At 48.4% G+C, this 15,102-nt stretch carries 24 protein-coding genes; 23 read left to right on the top strand and 1 reads right to left on the bottom strand.

Annotated elements, in window-relative coordinates:
- The first annotated feature begins 39 nt into the window (after window positions 1-39).
- Window positions 40-1,038, top strand: coding sequence for a riboflavin biosynthesis intermediates N-glycosidase (ybiA, locus tag IM462_RS05710; protein WP_287703505.1), 999 nt, complete (start codon window positions 40-42; stop codon window positions 1,036-1,038).
- Between the two features lie 231 nt (window positions 1,039-1,269).
- Window positions 1,270-1,572: a YkvA family protein gene (locus IM462_RS05705; protein ID WP_104397526.1), complete on the top strand. Its 303-nt coding sequence runs from the start codon at window positions 1,270-1,272 to the stop codon at window positions 1,570-1,572.
- 122 nt (window positions 1,573-1,694) lie between these two features.
- On the opposite strand, the gene IM462_RS05700 is transcribed toward IM462_RS05705, so the two are convergent.
- A complete protein-coding gene (locus IM462_RS05700; protein WP_287703502.1) occupies window positions 1,695-2,354 on the bottom strand; it encodes a phosphoribosyltransferase in 660 nt (219 codons plus the stop codon).
- Window positions 2,355-2,552: 198 nt separating this feature from the next.
- Here IM462_RS05700 and IM462_RS05695 point away from each other — a divergent pair, with 198 nt between their 5' ends.
- The 21 genes from IM462_RS05695 to secY all read left to right on the top strand — a co-directional run bounded on the left by IM462_RS05695 (window position 2,553) and on the right by secY (window position 14,891).
- On the top strand, window positions 2,553-3,038 hold the full coding sequence (locus tag IM462_RS05695; RefSeq protein ID WP_287703500.1) for a DUF4079 domain-containing protein: 486 nt from the start codon (window positions 2,553-2,555) through the stop codon (window positions 3,036-3,038).
- Window positions 3,039-3,220: 182 nt separating this feature from the next.
- On the top strand, window positions 3,221-3,559 hold the full coding sequence (locus IM462_RS05690) for a P-II family nitrogen regulator (protein ID WP_002787863.1): 339 nt from the start codon (window positions 3,221-3,223) through the stop codon (window positions 3,557-3,559).
- Window positions 3,560-4,306: 747 nt separating this feature from the next.
- Window positions 4,307-4,945, top strand: coding sequence for a 50S ribosomal protein L3 (gene rplC, locus IM462_RS05685; protein ID WP_002734589.1), 639 nt, complete (start codon window positions 4,307-4,309; stop codon window positions 4,943-4,945).
- A gap of 20 nt (window positions 4,946-4,965) precedes the next feature.
- Window positions 4,966-5,598 (top strand): 50S ribosomal protein L4, encoded by a 633-nt coding sequence (gene rplD / locus IM462_RS05680; protein WP_158200256.1) that lies wholly within the window; start codon window positions 4,966-4,968, stop codon window positions 5,596-5,598.
- Entirely contained in the window at window positions 5,588-5,893 is a 306-nt protein-coding gene (locus tag IM462_RS05675) for a 50S ribosomal protein L23 (protein ID WP_045358714.1), read from the top strand. The genes rplD and IM462_RS05675 overlap by 11 nt, the downstream gene beginning before the upstream one ends.
- A gap of 33 nt (window positions 5,894-5,926) precedes the next feature.
- Window positions 5,927-6,760, top strand: coding sequence for a 50S ribosomal protein L2 (gene rplB, locus IM462_RS05670; protein WP_002746601.1), 834 nt, complete (start codon window positions 5,927-5,929; stop codon window positions 6,758-6,760).
- Window positions 6,761-6,790: 30 nt separating this feature from the next.
- Window positions 6,791-7,072, top strand: a complete 282-nt coding sequence (rpsS, locus tag IM462_RS05665; protein WP_002753908.1) for a 30S ribosomal protein S19 — start codon at window positions 6,791-6,793, stop codon at window positions 7,070-7,072.
- Window positions 7,073-7,193: 121 nt separating this feature from the next.
- Complete coding sequence (gene rplV / locus IM462_RS05660) at window positions 7,194-7,553, top strand: 50S ribosomal protein L22 (protein ID WP_002746605.1); 360 nt, start codon at window positions 7,194-7,196, stop codon at window positions 7,551-7,553.
- Between the two features lie 23 nt (window positions 7,554-7,576).
- Window positions 7,577-8,305 (top strand): 30S ribosomal protein S3, encoded by a 729-nt coding sequence (gene rpsC, locus IM462_RS05655; protein ID WP_185238747.1) that lies wholly within the window; start codon window positions 7,577-7,579, stop codon window positions 8,303-8,305.
- A 30-nt stretch (window positions 8,306-8,335) separates the two neighbouring features.
- The gene (gene rplP / locus IM462_RS05650; RefSeq protein WP_002734310.1) at window positions 8,336-8,755 is read left to right on the top strand and encodes a 50S ribosomal protein L16; all 420 of its coding nucleotides are present in this window, start codon (window positions 8,336-8,338) and stop codon (window positions 8,753-8,755) included.
- A complete protein-coding gene (gene rpmC / locus IM462_RS05645; RefSeq protein ID WP_002746608.1) occupies window positions 8,755-8,973 on the top strand; it encodes a 50S ribosomal protein L29 in 219 nt (72 codons plus the stop codon). Before rplP ends, rpmC begins: the two co-directional genes overlap by 1 nt.
- A gap of 6 nt (window positions 8,974-8,979) precedes the next feature.
- Window positions 8,980-9,222, top strand: a complete 243-nt coding sequence (gene rpsQ / locus IM462_RS05640) for a 30S ribosomal protein S17 (protein ID WP_046660592.1) — start codon at window positions 8,980-8,982, stop codon at window positions 9,220-9,222.
- Between the two features lie 20 nt (window positions 9,223-9,242).
- The gene (gene rplN / locus IM462_RS05635; RefSeq protein WP_002732358.1) at window positions 9,243-9,611 is read left to right on the top strand and encodes a 50S ribosomal protein L14; all 369 of its coding nucleotides are present in this window, start codon (window positions 9,243-9,245) and stop codon (window positions 9,609-9,611) included.
- Between the two features lie 72 nt (window positions 9,612-9,683).
- Window positions 9,684-10,037 carry a 50S ribosomal protein L24 gene (gene rplX / locus IM462_RS05630; RefSeq protein WP_002753906.1) on the top strand — a complete coding sequence of 118 codons (354 nt, stop codon included), beginning with the start codon at window positions 9,684-9,686 and terminating at the stop codon, window positions 10,035-10,037.
- 54 nt (window positions 10,038-10,091) lie between these two features.
- Complete coding sequence (rplE, locus tag IM462_RS05625) at window positions 10,092-10,631, top strand: 50S ribosomal protein L5 (RefSeq protein WP_002734750.1); 540 nt, start codon at window positions 10,092-10,094, stop codon at window positions 10,629-10,631.
- Window positions 10,632-10,875: 244 nt separating this feature from the next.
- Entirely contained in the window at window positions 10,876-11,277 is a 402-nt protein-coding gene (gene rpsH / locus IM462_RS05620; RefSeq protein WP_002734721.1) for a 30S ribosomal protein S8, read from the top strand.
- Between the two features lie 104 nt (window positions 11,278-11,381).
- Window positions 11,382-11,942, top strand: coding sequence for a 50S ribosomal protein L6 (rplF, locus tag IM462_RS05615; RefSeq protein WP_287703495.1), 561 nt, complete (start codon window positions 11,382-11,384; stop codon window positions 11,940-11,942).
- A gap of 3 nt (window positions 11,943-11,945) precedes the next feature.
- Window positions 11,946-12,308, top strand: a complete 363-nt coding sequence (gene rplR, locus IM462_RS05610; protein WP_002753900.1) for a 50S ribosomal protein L18 — start codon at window positions 11,946-11,948, stop codon at window positions 12,306-12,308.
- A 26-nt stretch (window positions 12,309-12,334) separates the two neighbouring features.
- A complete protein-coding gene (rpsE, locus tag IM462_RS05605) occupies window positions 12,335-12,856 on the top strand; it encodes a 30S ribosomal protein S5 (protein ID WP_052275669.1) in 522 nt (173 codons plus the stop codon).
- 10 nt (window positions 12,857-12,866) lie between these two features.
- Window positions 12,867-13,310 carry a 50S ribosomal protein L15 gene (gene rplO / locus IM462_RS05600; protein ID WP_002780095.1) on the top strand — a complete coding sequence of 148 codons (444 nt, stop codon included), beginning with the start codon at window positions 12,867-12,869 and terminating at the stop codon, window positions 13,308-13,310.
- 261 nt (window positions 13,311-13,571) lie between these two features.
- Window positions 13,572-14,891: a preprotein translocase subunit SecY gene (secY, locus tag IM462_RS05595; RefSeq protein ID WP_104397522.1), complete on the top strand. Its 1,320-nt coding sequence runs from the start codon at window positions 13,572-13,574 to the stop codon at window positions 14,889-14,891.
- The last annotated feature ends 211 nt before the right edge of the window (window positions 14,892-15,102 follow it).

Here is a 15,102-nt window from a genome sequence, read left to right as displayed (position 1 = left end):
TCTATTTGATGGTTTGTCAGTTCAATCAAAGTGCTTATCATGGGAAGTCTATTCAATTTTTACTTGCCTTACAAAGACGAAAGCGGAAACAATCTTTCCGCATTTGATCAAGCTCTCGCTATTATTGCTGAAGCACAAAAGCTGATCAGTATAGGATCCCCTGGTGTTGCTATCACCTACTCGGCTAACTATGCTCAAACTGTCACAATTCACCAGACCTATGAATCCGGTCATTGGAATACTAATACATCAGGAGCCAATCAAGCAGCGGTCATGGAAGCGATGGAGTCTCTGATGGGAGGTAAATACTCCACATTACAAAGGCGTTTGCAAATTGCTCCCATTACTACGATGACTTACAGCGATTATGGCGGACGTACTCACCAACAAGTGGTTGAATCTGACTTGGAATATATAAAGTTTCTGCTTGATCAGGGATGGGATATTTTGGGATGGCAAAATCAAAGCTCAATACCTGGTTATGCAATTGGCGGAGGTATTGCAACACTTCCTCGGGAAATTAATACACTTATCCAAACGACTCTAGCGAAGTATGCTATCGACTATGCAAGCGACGCTCGGAGTGAGCCTATTAAGTTTTACCATTTAAATCAGCCTTACGGGTTTTTCTCAAATTTCGCACCATACCCAATCCATCTAAAAGATAGAATATGGCCTACCTCAGAACATTACTTTCAGGCTCAGAAGTTTGTTAATACTCCTCATGAAGAAGAAATTCGACAAGCCAAAACAGCACGAGAAGCGGCCGAGATGGGACGGGATCGTCGCAGACCACTGCGTCGAGATTGGGAAATCATCAAAGATGATGTCATGCGAGAGGCTCTATATGCCAAATTTACACAACATCCTGACTTGACTGAAAAGATACTTTCAACAGGTGATCTAAAGCTGATTGAGCAGACAAAAAATGATAGATACTGGGGTGATGGTGGAGATGGAACTGGATTGAATATGCTCGGTCAGCTATTGATGGAAACCCGTGAACGAATACGTTACGATTTTTCCAGCGGCCAGTAGATGCTTGACTGGCGAGCTAACCAACGCCTGGACGGGAAAAGATGCCACTATCTCCCCTCTTAAGCATCCAGTAATAATACTTAAAGCTCATCCCTAAAGGTGAATTTTCTTCTGGGCTTTTTTAGTGGATAATTAGCGGGGATAACCCTACATAATGGGTGTAAAACCGCACTATCACCCCCAAGTAGAACCTGACAAAATTAAATTATCGCCGTCAACGAGGACAAATTAATGAAACCGATTGTTGAATCTTTTTACAACTGGTACAGCAGCAAAATCACTCACCCTAAATATCGTTGGATTATCATTCTGGGAACTATGGTTTATCTTTTTAGTCCCCTCGATATTTCTCCTGACGTTTTCCCGATTATTGGTTGGATCGATGATGGGATTGTCCTCACCCTTTTAACCACGGAATTATCGCGATTAGTTCTTGATTATCGCAATCGCCGTCCAGGGAGAGTAAATAATCAAACTGAAGTCTCTTCCCCAACTAATACCGTTGATACCGATGCCTTAGAAGTCAAAAGTTAGAACTCTGAAGTCTCAATTTTGACTTCTGAATTCAGGAGATTGCTGTTATTTATTCTCCCCCCGCAAGGCACACGAAGTGGTCTTCCTACACCCTTCTCCCCACTTCCCCACTCCCCATCTCCCTAAACTGGAATCAAAGAACTATCGACGCTGGCTAAAAGTGTTTGCACCTCCTCATCGCTGGTTTGGGAAAAGTCCTCGTACCAAAGAGAAATCGATCTCAATTCGTAGGGTTTATGTAGGCAAATTACTCGATCAACTAATTTTTCTAATTGCTCACAGACTTCCGGCGGGGCAACAGGAACGGCAACAATAATAGCAGCGGGATTTTCAGCCTTAAGGGTCAGAATCGCCGCTTTAATCGTTGCTCCCGTAGCGATCCCATCATCTACTAGAATAATCGTTTTCCCCTTCAAGACTGGAAATGGGCGTTCACCTCGATATAAGCGATCACGTCGCTCTAATTCGATCATTTCTTCCTTTGCTACCCTTTCCATCATCGCCTCCGATAGGTGCAAGTCGTCAACGATACTTTCATTGATTACCCGCACACCATTCTGACCGATCGCCCCAAAAGCTAACTCTTTTCGCTCCGGTACACCTAATTTTCGCACCAAACACAGATCTAGCGGTAAATGTAACCTTTGGGCAATTTCAAAGGCGATCGGAACCCCACCCCGGGGCAAAGCCAACACTAGCGCCCTAGCACTATTGGTATATTCTGTCAAGTAACTAGCTAATAGTCTCCCTGCTGATCGCCGATCTTTAAGCAGATAAGTCATAATGCCCTCCTAGGGGTTAATCCCCGTGGGGATCCCTGGTTTCCCCTGCCTTTATTCTATATTTCTCCGCTTATGTCTAGCTGAAATGTTAAGAAATTTAGCGAAGGCTTGACATTTTTTCGGCTAACCGCAGTTTTTCCAGGTCGGAGATCGGCTAAAATCTTAGGCAAAAGGGTTTTGTAAAGTTAGGTAACAAACATGAATCAAAGTTTAAGTGATGCGCTAGAGCCGATCGCCGCTGCCTTTCGCAGTCTCGGAACTCCCGAACCGATCGTTCATTGGGGACATCCAGTTATGATGGGGATCGTGGTTTTAGTTATGGGTAGTTATACTGCCTATGCCGGTTGGCAAAGCCGTTTAAGCCAAGATGGGGAAGTAGTGGACAAAAATCGGGCTGATCACCGCAAACTCGCCCCCTGGCTGTTTTTATTTATCGCTCTCGGTTACACCGGTGGTATTTTATCCCTAGTCATGCAGAAACATCCCATCCTCGAAAGCAGCCATTTCTGGACAGGATCGATCGCGATCGGTTTATTAGCTTTTAATGGATTATTGTCCCTCACTGGCTTCGCTGGCGGGAAAAAAGAACTTTTCCGGACTGTTCACGCCTATATCGGCAGTATTGCCCTAATTTTACTGCTAGTTCACGGTGTTTTTGGTCTTCAGTTAGGATTATCTCTCTAGTTGGTTTATTTATGGCTGCGGGTGGGCCAATTCCCACCCAGAAATTTTTCACGGTGAAGACTGTGGCCAAGGCCAATAATTGAAGAAATCATGACTTTAAGCGCTATTGTCGGGATTCTGCGTTTAGAATTAACAGTTAATTCACCAAGAAGGTATCGTCACGCAACGAGGAGATAGATATTTTGAAGAAAGTAGAAGCGATTATCCGACCCTTTAAACTGGAAGAGGTGAAAATCGCCCTAGTTAACGCGGGCATTGTCGGCATGACTGTCTCCGAAGTTAGAGGTTTCGGTCGTCAGAAAGGTCAATCGGAACGTTATCGCGGTTCCGAGTACACCGTCGAATTTCTCCAAAAACTCAAGATCGAGATCGTCGTCGAAGATAAGCAAGTCGATATGGTCGTCGATAAGCTGATTTCGGCAGCCCGTACCGGTGAAATCGGAGACGGTAAAATCTTCATCTCCCCCGTGGAACAGATCGTCCGCATCCGTACCGGAGAAAAAGATCTCGAAGCGATTTAACCTCCAAACAAGGGATGATAGTACCCTGCTGTCATCCCCCCCCATTGAAAGCAATTCCCATCAAGCAGTGTAACCTAATTTGATATCGACGACCGGTTCCCCCAAAACAAAAACTTTCTACCTCACCATTAAGATAACTACTATAATCGCGATCTGCTGAATATCAGTTTAAGCCTTGCTATAAAATAGTTTTGCGAACTTTTTGGCTAAAAAAGCACCAGAAACCTGAAGGGGTGACAAGCAGGGAGAATTAAGTTAATCAATTTGAAGGGTGACAGCGAGGAGATTTTCCCAGAACCCCACAGCCTAGACCCTGCACCCAGCCTAGACTTTAACCTCATTGTCACCCCTTCCTTCAGCCGGACTAGATAGGATCATTGCCGGTGACTAAAAAACCTCTTGCCTAAAAAGTCACAAATATTATATAATGTTTGATTGTGGCCAAAATCGGTGTTAGGTGGTGCTAAAGGCACTACCGAGCAGAACCGCCTTGGCCGCTCGGTCTTCGCCGGGATACTGAAGATAAACCCTTTAAGTCCCCAAGAAACAAAGACCAGCAACAATCTAGGCAGAACCAGCAACCCTGTCTAGTCCTACTTACGAATTTAACGGGATGCCAGCTTAAATAACTCGAAAAAAGTTATTCAAGTTGGGCAGGCTGATAAAGCGGGAAAGATTTTTCTCGCTCCTATAGCCACGGCCACGTTATTTTTGATTGTCGTCTAGTAAAGATAAAGAGAACAATCCGTGTCTATCGGTATCCTCGGTACAAAACTGGGCATGACCCAAATCTTCGACAACAAAACGGGAGTCGCCATTCCCGTCACCGTCGTTCAAGCCGGTCCCTGTCCCGTCACCCAAGTCAAAACTAAAAAAACCGACGGTTATGAATCCATCCAAGTGGGATACAAAACCGTCAAAGAAAAAGCCCTCAACAAACCGCTACTCGGTCATTTAGCCAAAGCCGGTGTCTCCCCCCTGCGGCATTTAATCGAATACCGCCTTGAGGACGCATCCGCTTACACTTTAGGCCAAGAAATTACCGCCGCTATCTTCCAAGAAGGCGATTTAGTCGATGTGGCTGGAACCACCATCGGACGGGGTTTCTCCGGCTATCAAAAACGCCATAACTTCAAGCGCGGTAACATGACCCACGGTTCCAAAAACCACCGTCTCCCCGGTTCCACCGGTGCCGGTACTACCCCCGGCCGGGTTTTCCCGGGTAAGAGAATGGCCGGACAATACGGAGCCACCCAAGTGACCATCCGCAAATTGTCCGTGGTCAAAATCGATAGCGAACGCAACCTGATCCTGATCAAAGGAGCCGTCCCGGGTAAACCAGGAACCCTGTTAAACATCACCCCCGCCAAGAAATTTGGTAAATAGGGCAAGGAAAGATTAAAGCCATGGTTAACTACACAGTCAAAAATTGGCAAGGGGAAGAAGCGGGAACAGGCACCCTGGAACTGAAAACCGCTAAACCCGAAACCGCCAAACACCTAATTCACCGCGTCGTCGTCAGCCATCTAGCGGCGGCCCGCCAAGGTAACGCCTCCAGCAAAACCCGCTCGGAAGTGCGCGGCGGTGGTCGCAAACCCTGGCGGCAAAAAGGCACCGGTCGTGCCAGAGCCGGTTCGATCCGTTCTCCCCTCTGGCGTGGTGGCGGTGTCATCTTCGGACCCAAACCGAGAGATTTTGAGGTTAAGGTCAATCGCAAAGAGAAAAGATTAGCCCTGAGAACCGCTTTGATCGGCCAGGCCGATAACTTTATCGTTGTTGAAAGCTTCGCCGAACAATTCTCCCAACCCAAAACCAAAGAACTCACCGCTGCCTTAAGTCGCTGGGGAGCCAGTCCAGAGGAAAAAATTCTGCTGATTTTGACGGAAATTCCCGAAAATGTCTATTTATCGGGGCGTAATATCTGCAATCTCAAAATTATTCGCGCCGATAGTCTCAACGTCTATGATGTCATCCTAGCCGATCGAGTTATCGCCACCGCCGCAGCCCTAGCCAAAATTGAGGAGGTCTATGGTGCTTAAAACTGAAGCCAGGCAACTCGCCGATCTGATCCTAAAGCCGATCGTCACCGAGAAAGCCACCCTACTCCTAGAACAAAATAAATACGTCTTCGATGTCGCCTTGAAAGCGACCAAGCCGGAAATTCAAGCGGCGATCGAACTGCTGTTTGAGGTGAAAGTAACGAAAGTGAACACCAGCCGCCCCTCTCGTCAGAAAAAACGCGTCGGCCGTTTCCTCGGTTACAAACCCCAATACAAACGCGCGATCGTCACCCTAGCCGAAGGCGACTCGATCACCCTCTATCCCGACGTATAACAACCAAGAAACCCGATAACGGAAAACTAAACTATGGGTATTCGTTCTTTTAGACCTTTAACCCCCGGGACAAGGCAGGCGGCCATCTCCGACTTTAAAGAGATCACCAAAACCGAACCGGAAAAGTCCCTAACTCATCGCAAACACAGCAAACAGGGGCGTAATAATCGCGGTGTCGTTACCAGTCGTCACCGGGGCGGCGGCCATAAACGCCTCTACCGGATTATCGATTTTCGTCGCGATAAACGGGATATTCCGGCCACAGTAGCGGCGATCGAGTACGATCCTAACCGTAACGCCCGCATTGCCCTGCTTTTCTACAAAGACGGGGAAAAACGCTACATCATCGCCCCCGCCGGTTTAGGCGTTGGTGATACCGTCATCGCCGGAGAAAACGCTCCCTTCGAGGTCGGTAATGCCCTACCCTTAAGTCGCATCCCCCTAGGGACAGAAGTTCATAACATCGAACTCGTTCCTGGTCGCGGTGGTCAAATGGTGCGGGCTGCCGGCGGTTTCGCCCAAGTGGTAGCCAAAGAAGGCGATTACGTTACCATCCGCCTCCCCTCCAAGGAAGTCCGCATGATCCGGCGTGAATGCTACGCCACCATCGGAAAAGTCGGTAACGCCGAAGCGAGAAACATCAGTCTCGGTAAAGCCGGCCGTACCCGTCACCGCGGTCAACGGCCTCATGTTCGGGGTAGCGTCATGAACCCAGTGGATCACCCGCATGGAGGTGGAGAGGGTCGCGCTCCGATCGGACGTTCTGGCCCGATGACTCCCTGGGGTAAACCCGCCCTCGGTCGCAAAACTCGCAACAAGAAAAAACGCAGTAGCGATCTGATCGTGCGCCGTCGTAACCAAGGTTAGAAATTATTACTTTACTTTTGACTGAAAATTATGGGTCGTTCACTGAAAAAGGGGCCATTTGTCGCCGGCCACCTGATGGAAAAAATCGAAAAACTCAACGCACAGGGCAGTAAACAAGTGATTAAAACTTGGTCCCGTGCCTCGACAATCATTCCCGATATGGTCGGTCACACGATCGCCGTTCACAACGGCAAACAGCACGTTCCCGTCTATGTTTCCGAGCAGATGGTCGGTCATAAACTCGGTGAATTCGCTCCCACCCGCACCTTCCGCGGCCACGCCAAGAGCGACAAAAAAGCAGGACGGAAATAAATCAGCCGCTACTCCCTCAGTCGTCAGCTAGATAGTGGCCTCTGAGCAAGGCCGAAGAGTCGTGACCATAAATCACCAAGACTGATGACTGATAACTGATAACTGATAACTGATAACTGAAATGACCATCGATACCTCTAACGAAGTCAAAGCGATCGCCCGCTATATTCGGATGTCACCCCTGAAAGTCAGACGGGTACTCGATCAGATTCGCGGTCGCTCCTATCGGGAAGCCCTAATTATTCTCGAATTTATGCCCTACCGGGCCTGTGACCCGATTCTGAAAGTCCTGCGTTCCGCCGTTGCCAACGCCGAAAATAACGAAGGACTCGATCCCGCCACTTTGGTAGTTAGCCAAGCCTTTGCCGATGGCGGACCGACCCTAAAACGTTTTCGACCCCGGGCCCAAGGCCGCGCCTACCAAATTCGCAAACCCACCTGTCATATCACCGTCGCCGTCGCTCCTAGCAACAAAGACTAATCACCTTAACTAAAAAAACCACAATGGGACAAAAAATCCATCCCCTCGGTTTTCGTCTCGGCGTTATCAAAGATCATAAATCTTGCTGGTATGCCGACGCGAAACGTTACCCCGAATTAGTGCAAGAAGATCGCCGCATTCGTGATTACGTCGAAAAAAACCTCGCTAATGCCGGTATCGCCGATATTCGCATCGAACGCAAGGCCGATCAAGTAGATATTTCCATCCACACTGCCCGCCCCGGGGTCGTCGTCGGTCGTGGTGGCACGGGAATCGAACAGCTGCGCCTAGGTTTGCAAAAAGCCCTCGGTGGCCAGCGTCAAATTCGCATTAACGTCATCGAAGTGGCTCGCGTTGATGCCGATGCCAACCTGATCGCCGAATACATCGCCCAACAACTAGAAAGACGGGTTTCCTTCCGTCGTGTGGTTCGCCAGGCCATCCAACGGGCGCAAAGGGCTGAAGTCAAAGGGATCAAAATTCAAGTTAGCGGTCGTCTCAACGGGGCAGAAATCGCTCGGACTGAATGGGTGCGGGAAGGACGAGTTCCCCTCCATACCCTGCGGGCTGATATCGATTACTCCTATAAAACCGCCAGCACCATCTACGGGATTCTAGGCGTGAAAGTTTGGATCTTTAAGGGCGAAATTATCCCTGGCCAAGAAGAAATTGCCGCCGCCGTTCCCGCTCAAGCACCGCGCCGTCAACAGCGTCGCCGTCAACAGTTTGAAGATCGCTCTAGCGAAGGCTGATCCCTAATATTTATCAGTGGTAAATAGCTCATGTTAAGTCCCAAAAGAACAAAATTCCGCAAACAACAGCGCGGACGGATGCGCGGGCTGGCCACCGGCGGAAATACGATTAATTTCGGCGATTTCGCCCTGCAAGCCACCGAACCCTGTTGGATTACTTCCCGTCAAATCGAAGCGGCCAGACGGGCAATGACTCGTTATATCCGTCGGGGTGGCAAAATCTGGATCCGCGTTTTTCCTGATAAACCCGTCACCCAACGGGCTGCAGAAACTCGGATGGGTTCTGGGAAAGGTTCCCCCGAATTCTGGGTGGCTGTGGTTAAACCGGGGTTCATTATGTTTGAAATTGCCGGGGTAGCCGAACCGGTAGCCCGGGAAGCAATGCGCCTAGCGGCTCAAAAATTACCAATTAAGACCAAATTTATCACTCGCGAGGAGGATTTTGTCTAATGGCTTTACCGAAAATCGCCGAAGTGAGGAAGATGAGCGATGACGACATCGCCGACGCTATCCTCGATGCCAAAAAGAAACTGTTTGAATTGCGTTTGCAACAGGCCACCCGCCGCTTGGAAAAAACCCACGAATTCAAACACACCCGCCACCGTCTTGGCCAATTATTGACCGTAGAACGGGAGCGCCAACTAGCCCAGTCCACCCCGGAGGCATAACCCGCTATGGCAGTTAAAGAAAGAGTTGGGGTAGTAGTCAGCGACAAAATGGATAAAACCGTAGTGGTAGCCATTGAAAACCGCTCTCCTCACCCTAAATACGGCAAAATCGTCGTGAAAACCCAGAAATTTAAGGCTCACGACCCAGAAAATCAAGCCAAACAAGGCGATCGAGTTCGTATTCGTGAAACCCGCCCCCTCAGTAAAACCAAACGTTGGCAAGTGGCGGAAATATTAACCGATAATTAAATTTCACCTAGGTAAAAACCGTGATTCAACAACAAACCTACTTAAATGTCGCTGACAATAGCGGGGCGCGGAAACTAATGTGTCTGCGGGTGCTGGGAACAGGTAACTGTACCTACGGTGGCATCGGTGACAAAATTATCGCCGTGGTTAAGGACGCTATCCCCAATATGCCCGTGAAAAAATCCGATGTGGTCACTGCGGTGATTGTGCGGACCCGTCAAACCGTCCGTCGCGATAGTGGCATGAGCATCCGTTTTGATGATAACGCCGCCGTGATTATTAATAATGACGGTAATCCCAAAGGTACTAGGGTTTTTGGTCCTGTCGCTCGGGAATTGCGCGATAAAAACTACACCAAAATTGTTTCCTTAGCCCCAGAAGTTCTCTGATCAAAGTGAAAAGTACCAAGGCAATTGGCTGATGGCTAGTCTAAAACTTTTCACACTTTGAGGTCAAAAAAAATGAGTAAGAAAAACATTCAAACCCCGCCCCAAAGGCAAAAAATGCACGTTAAAAAAGGGGATGTCGTTCAGGTAATCGCCGGTTCCGATAAGGGCAAAGTGGGCGAAATTTTACGCGCTTTACCCCAAGAAAGTACCGTGGTGGTCAAGGGAGTTAATATCCGCACCAAACATACTAAACCCCAACAGGAAGGAGAATCGGGTCAAATCCTTACCTACGAGGCACCGATTCACAGTTCCAAAGTGATGATTTATTCCGAGAAGAAAAAAATCGCCAGTCGGGTGGGTTATACCTTTACCGAAGACGGTCGGAAAGTGCGGATACTGAAGAAAACTGGCGAAATTATCGATTAGTTTCCCATCAATTCTAGTTCCTGACCAAGCCCAGGAAAAGCAAGCAGCAAAACTATGAGCCAAAAACTAAAAACCACCTATCAAGAAACCATTGTTCCTAAACTGAAAGAACAATTTGGTTATACCAATATCCACCAAGTACCTAAAGTTATCAAAATTACTGTTAACCGCGGTCTTGGGGAAGCTTCACAAAACGCCAAAGCTTTGGAGTCTTCCAAGGAGGAACTGTCCACCATCACCGGACAACAACCGGTAGTGACTAGAGCTAAAAAAGCGATCGCTGGCTTTAAAATCCGCGAAGGAATGCCCGTGGGTGTCATGGTGACATTGCGCGGCGATCGAATGTACGCTTTTTTAGACCGTCTCATTAATCTGGCCTTACCACGCATTCGCGACTTTCGCGGTATCAGCGGTAACAGTTTTGATGGTCGTGGTAACTACAGTTTAGGCATTCGTGAACAGTTGATCTTCCCTGAAATTGAATACGACAAAATCGATCAAATTCGCGGGATGGACATCTCAATCATCACCACCGCTAAAAACGACGAAGAAGGACGCGCCCTCCTCAAAGAGATGGGAATGCCCTTTAGATAAATCAATCAAGAGAAAAGTAAACAGTGACCAGTAAATAAGTGAACAGTGAACAGCAAACAGTAAACAGTGAACAGTCAACAGTGAACAGTCAACAGTGATTGAGTGAAAAGACAGCAGGAACCTGCTATTTAATACTACTCACTTAATACTCAAATCTGATAACTGACCTACTGATAACTGATAACTGATAACTGATAACTGACCACTGATGTTGATCCCAATTTAGGAGAAAAACAGGTAATTCATGTCTGCTAACGATACCATCTCGGATATGCTGACCCGCATCCGTAACGCTTGCGCGGTTCGGCAGACCACTACTCAAATTCCCACCACGCGGATGACGCGCAGTATTGCCCAAGTTCTCAAGGACGAAGGCTTTATTGCTGACTTTGAGGAAGTGGGTGAGGGGATTAAATCTCAATTAGTTCTTTCCCTCAAATATAAAGGCAAAAACCGTCAACCGATCATTACTACCCTCACCAGAGTCAGTAAACCGGGCCTGCGAGTTTATTCCAACAGTAAAGACTTACCGCGCGTCCTCGGTGGCATTGGCATCGCCATTGTTTCTACCTCTAAAGGCATTATGACCGATCGCGAAGCGCGTAAACAAAACGTTGGCGGCGAAGTCCTTTGCTACATCTGGTAAACAAGGATAAGCTATCAGCCGTCAGCCTTTCCCAGTTTAAACCTGATAGCTGACCCACTGATAACTCTTCCCTGATAACTGATAACTGATAACTGATAACTGTTATGTCTCGTATTGGCAAACGCCCGATCCCTATTCCCAATAAAGTCACCGTCGATATCGATGGTGCTACCGTGACGGTGAAAGGACCTAAAGGAACTCTCCAGAGAACCCTACCCACCGCCGTCGCCATCGACAAAGATGGCGAAACCCTGCTCGTTACCCGTCAAGATGATTCGCGTACCGCCAGAGAACGCCACGGACTCTGTAGAACTCTAGTGGCCAACATGGTAGAAGGAGTCGCTACTGGCTTTCAAAAACGCCTCGATATCCAAGGGGTGGGCTACCGCGCCCAGGCGCAGGGTAGTAAATTAGTTCTTAATGTTGGTTACAGTAAACCCGTGGAAATGGAGATGCCCGATGGTGTTTCCGTAGCCGTAGAAAATAATACCCAAGTTATCGTCAGTGGCATCGACAAAGAAGCGGTCGGTAACATTGCCGCTAAAATCCGCGAAGTTCGTCCCCCCGAACCTTATAAAGGAAAAGGGATTCGCTATCTTGGTGAAGTCGTCCGTCGCAAAGTTGGTAAAGCTGGCGGTAAAGGCGGTAAAGGAGGTAAAAAATAAACCATGAAACTTAGTCGCAAAGAATCAGTCCGTCGTCGTCACCAGCGTGTGCGTCGCAAAATTAATGGCACTGCTGAACGGCCGCGTTTATCCGTATTTCGTTCTAATAACCACATCTACGCCCAAATTATCGACGACGTAGCCCAACACACCCTCGCTGCCGCTTCTACCCTAGAGGCCACCTTGCGCGGGGAATTGGAATCCACCGCTACCCAAGAAGCCTCGGCTGCCGTGGGTAAACTGGTGGCCCAACGGGCCCTAGACAAAGGCATTGAACAAGTGGTTTTTGATCGCGGTGGCAATCTCTATCACGGTCGCGTCAAAGCCTTAGCAGAAGCGGCTCGGTCAGCCGGCTTAAACTTCTAAAATATCCTTTCAACACTGATAAAACTATGGCAAAACGTCGCAAAGGCAACCGCGAAAAAGAAAAAGAAACCACTTGGCAAGAGCGGGTCATCCAGATCCGCCGGGTTAGTAAAGTGGTTAAGGGTGGTAAAAAACTCAGCTTCCGGGCCATCGTCGTGGTCGGCAATGAAAACGGCCAGGTGGGAGTGGGAGTCGGCAAAGCAGGGGACGTTATCGGGGCCGTCCGTAAAGGCGTGGCCGATGGCAAAAAACAACTAATTGAAGTCTCCTTAACTAAAGCTAGTTCTATCACTCACCTCACCCGGGGGGCTTCCGGTGGCGCTCAGGTGCTTATGCGTCCAGCGGCACCGGGGACTGGGGTTATTGCCGGGGGTGCTGTCCGTACCGTTTTAGAATTAGCCGGGGTAAAAAATATCCTCGCTAAACAACTCGGTAGCGATAACCCCCTCAATAACGCTAGAGCCGCCGTTAACGCCCTGGAAACTCTCCGCACTTTCTCGGAAGTGGCTAAGGATCGAGGCGTATCTATAGAACATTTGTACACCTAGAGAAATCACCATGAAACTCCACGAAATCGCCCCCCAACCGGGGTCCACTAAACGCCGTCGTCGTGTGGGACGGGGTGTCTCGGCCGGCCAGGGTGCTAGTTGCGGCCTGGGAATGCGCGGACAAAAATCTCGATCTGGGACGGGGACTCGTCCCGGTTTTGAGGGGGGACAAATGCCCCTCTATCGTCGGGTTCCGAAATTAAAGCATTTTCCTTTGGTTAACCCCCGTCAATACACGATTGTTAATCTGAGAAAATTGGCTTCTTTACCCGCTAATACGGAAGTTACCCTAGAAAGTCTCCTAAAAGCTAAAATTCTCACCAGCAATGACGGCCCTTTAAAAGTTTTAGGTGATGGTGAAATTACCGTTCCCCTCAAGGTGAAGGCCGCCGCTTTTAGCAATAGTGCTAAAGAGAAAATTACCGCCGCTCAAGGTACTTGGGAAGAAATTTAACGGAGACAGGAGACAGGAGATAAAAGGCAAAAGGCAAAAGGCAAAAGGCAAAAGGCAAAAGGCAAAAGGCAAAAGGTAAAGGGCAGCTTTGTTCTCCCCACACCCTACACCCCACACCCTACACCCCACACCCTAACACCCAATCCCCAAGACCGGATTGCTATATCATAAGAAAGACAGGGGAAATCTTAAAAAAATCGAGAAAGTTTTCCCCCTCGATTACTTTTTCCCATAAAAAAACTGCACTAGAGGTAACTGTTAATGGTCGTCAGTCGTGATAAGGCTCCCACGGCACAGGAAACGTTTATGCAAATGGCACAAGCGGCTGGTTTACGCGGTCGCTTGTTGATTACATTGGGTTTACTGGTTCTGCTCCGTTTTGGGATGTTTGTACCGATACCCGGATTGGATCGGGCAAGATTAGCAGAAATTATTCAAAGTAACGCCGCTTTGGGAATCCTTGACCTGTTTACTGGGGGAGGATTATCGACGTTAGGGATTTTTGCCCTCGGCATTCTTCCCTATATCAACGCCTCAATTATCGTGCAACTACTCACCGCTGCCCTTCCTTCTTTGGAAGATTTACAGAAAAATGAAGGGGAAGCAGGACGGCGAAAAATTGCCCAAATTACCCGTTATGTTGCCTTTGGTTGGGCAATTATTCAAAGTATCGGTATTACTCTCGGTTTATTGGTGGCTAACGGCGTTGTGGCTGGAACTTTACCCTCGATCGCCGCTACGGTTCTCGCTTTAGTGGCCGGTTCTATGTTCGTGATGTGGATTTCGGAACTGATTACGGAACGCGGTCTGGGAAATGGAGCATCTTTGCTGATTTTTGTCAACATTGTCGCCGTTTTACCGAAAACCCTCGGTGATACAATTACTTTTGCTCAACAGGGTGGCCGACAAGCGATCGCTCAAGTGGTGATTCTCTTGCTGGTTTTCTTGGTGATGATTATCGGCATTGTTTTTGTTCAGGAGGGAACCCGTCGGATTCCTATTGTTTCTGCCCGTCGTCAGGTGGGTCGTCGTCTCTATCGGGAAAGAACCAGTTATCTACCCCTACGACTCAATCAAGGGGGCGTGATGCCGATTATTTTCGCCTCGGCAGTGTTGGTCTTACCTTTCCAATTGGTGCAAGCTTTACCCACGGATAACCCGGTCGGTCAGGTTTTAGTTCAGTTGGTTAATGCTCTGCGTCCCGATAGTTGGGGTTATGTGGCTTTTTATAGCTTACTGATTCTCGGTTTTAGTTTCTTCTACGCTTCCCTGATCGTTAACCCCAAGGATATGTCCCAAAACCTGAAAAAAATGGGGACCAGTATTCCGGGGATTCGACCGGGGACCGCTACTACTAATTATCTGGAAGGGGTGCTGAATCGTCTCACCCTTTTGGGCGCTCTCTTTTTAAGTTTGGTGGCTACTGTGCCGACTGTAGTAGAAAGCGCTACTGGTGTCACCACTTTTCGCGGTTTGGGGGCAACTTCCCTGTTAATTCTGGTGGGGGTGGCGATCGATACGGCGAAACAAATTCAAACCTATGTCATCTCTCAACGCTATGAGGGCATGATTAAACAGTAGTTAGATAGTCAGCCAGTGACCTTTTAGCGGTTACTGGTTATTTTTTCCCTTAAAACCCTATATTTAATCCTTGACATCCTCGCCGCCGTAAACGGACGGTGATTCCCAAACCTCACGATTTAGGCTTCGGCCGTGAGCTCAGCGTTCGACCGAGCTCACGCCGAGGTCCGAACGGTTTCTGCTTCTTTCCCGAAGGATTTTTCGCACCTGC

The organism is Microcystis sp. M144S2 (genome assembly GCF_020246065.1).
Taxonomy (GTDB): domain Bacteria; phylum Cyanobacteriota; class Cyanobacteriia; order Cyanobacteriales; family Microcystaceae; genus Microcystis; species Microcystis ichthyoblabe_A.
The sequence above is the reverse complement of the archived record's forward strand: the minus strand, read 5'-3'. Positions and strand labels throughout refer to the sequence as shown.

Excerpts from the sequence above, each read along its gene's own strand:
- rplB (WP_002746601.1), top strand. The coding sequence starts at position 5,927 with ATGGGTATTCGTTCTTTTAGACCTTTAACCCCCGGGACAAGGCAGGCG.
- rplO (WP_002780095.1), top strand. The coding sequence starts at position 12,867 with ATGAAACTCCACGAAATCGCCCCCCAACCGGGGTCCACTAAACGCCGT.
- rplF (WP_287703495.1), top strand. The coding sequence starts at position 11,382 with ATGTCTCGTATTGGCAAACGCCCGATCCCTATTCCCAATAAAGTCACC.
- rpsH (WP_002734721.1), top strand. The coding sequence starts at position 10,876 with ATGTCTGCTAACGATACCATCTCGGATATGCTGACCCGCATCCGTAAC.
- rpsS (WP_002753908.1), top strand. The coding sequence starts at position 6,791 with ATGGGTCGTTCACTGAAAAAGGGGCCATTTGTCGCCGGCCACCTGATG.
- rpsQ (WP_046660592.1), top strand. The coding sequence starts at position 8,980 with ATGGCAGTTAAAGAAAGAGTTGGGGTAGTAGTCAGCGACAAAATGGAT.
- IM462_RS05700 (WP_287703502.1), bottom strand. The coding sequence starts at position 2,354 with ATGACTTATCTGCTTAAAGATCGGCGATCAGCAGGGAGACTATTAGCT.
- rplV (WP_002746605.1), top strand. The coding sequence starts at position 7,194 with ATGACCATCGATACCTCTAACGAAGTCAAAGCGATCGCCCGCTATATT.
- IM462_RS05675 (WP_045358714.1), top strand. The coding sequence starts at position 5,588 with ATGGTGCTTAAAACTGAAGCCAGGCAACTCGCCGATCTGATCCTAAAG.
- rplX (WP_002753906.1), top strand. The coding sequence starts at position 9,684 with ATGAGTAAGAAAAACATTCAAACCCCGCCCCAAAGGCAAAAAATGCAC.
- rpmC (WP_002746608.1), top strand. The coding sequence starts at position 8,755 with ATGGCTTTACCGAAAATCGCCGAAGTGAGGAAGATGAGCGATGACGAC.
- rpsE (WP_052275669.1), top strand. The coding sequence starts at position 12,335 with ATGGCAAAACGTCGCAAAGGCAACCGCGAAAAAGAAAAAGAAACCACT.
- IM462_RS05705 (WP_104397526.1), top strand. The coding sequence starts at position 1,270 with ATGAAACCGATTGTTGAATCTTTTTACAACTGGTACAGCAGCAAAATC.
- rplD (WP_158200256.1), top strand. The coding sequence starts at position 4,966 with ATGGTTAACTACACAGTCAAAAATTGGCAAGGGGAAGAAGCGGGAACA.
- IM462_RS05695 (WP_287703500.1), top strand. The coding sequence starts at position 2,553 with ATGAATCAAAGTTTAAGTGATGCGCTAGAGCCGATCGCCGCTGCCTTT.
- rpsC (WP_185238747.1), top strand. The coding sequence starts at position 7,577 with ATGGGACAAAAAATCCATCCCCTCGGTTTTCGTCTCGGCGTTATCAAA.
- ybiA (WP_287703505.1), top strand. The coding sequence starts at position 40 with ATGGGAAGTCTATTCAATTTTTACTTGCCTTACAAAGACGAAAGCGGA.
- rplR (WP_002753900.1), top strand. The coding sequence starts at position 11,946 with ATGAAACTTAGTCGCAAAGAATCAGTCCGTCGTCGTCACCAGCGTGTG.
- secY (WP_104397522.1), top strand. The coding sequence starts at position 13,572 with ATGGTCGTCAGTCGTGATAAGGCTCCCACGGCACAGGAAACGTTTATG.
- rplP (WP_002734310.1), top strand. The coding sequence starts at position 8,336 with ATGTTAAGTCCCAAAAGAACAAAATTCCGCAAACAACAGCGCGGACGG.
- rplE (WP_002734750.1), top strand. The coding sequence starts at position 10,092 with ATGAGCCAAAAACTAAAAACCACCTATCAAGAAACCATTGTTCCTAAA.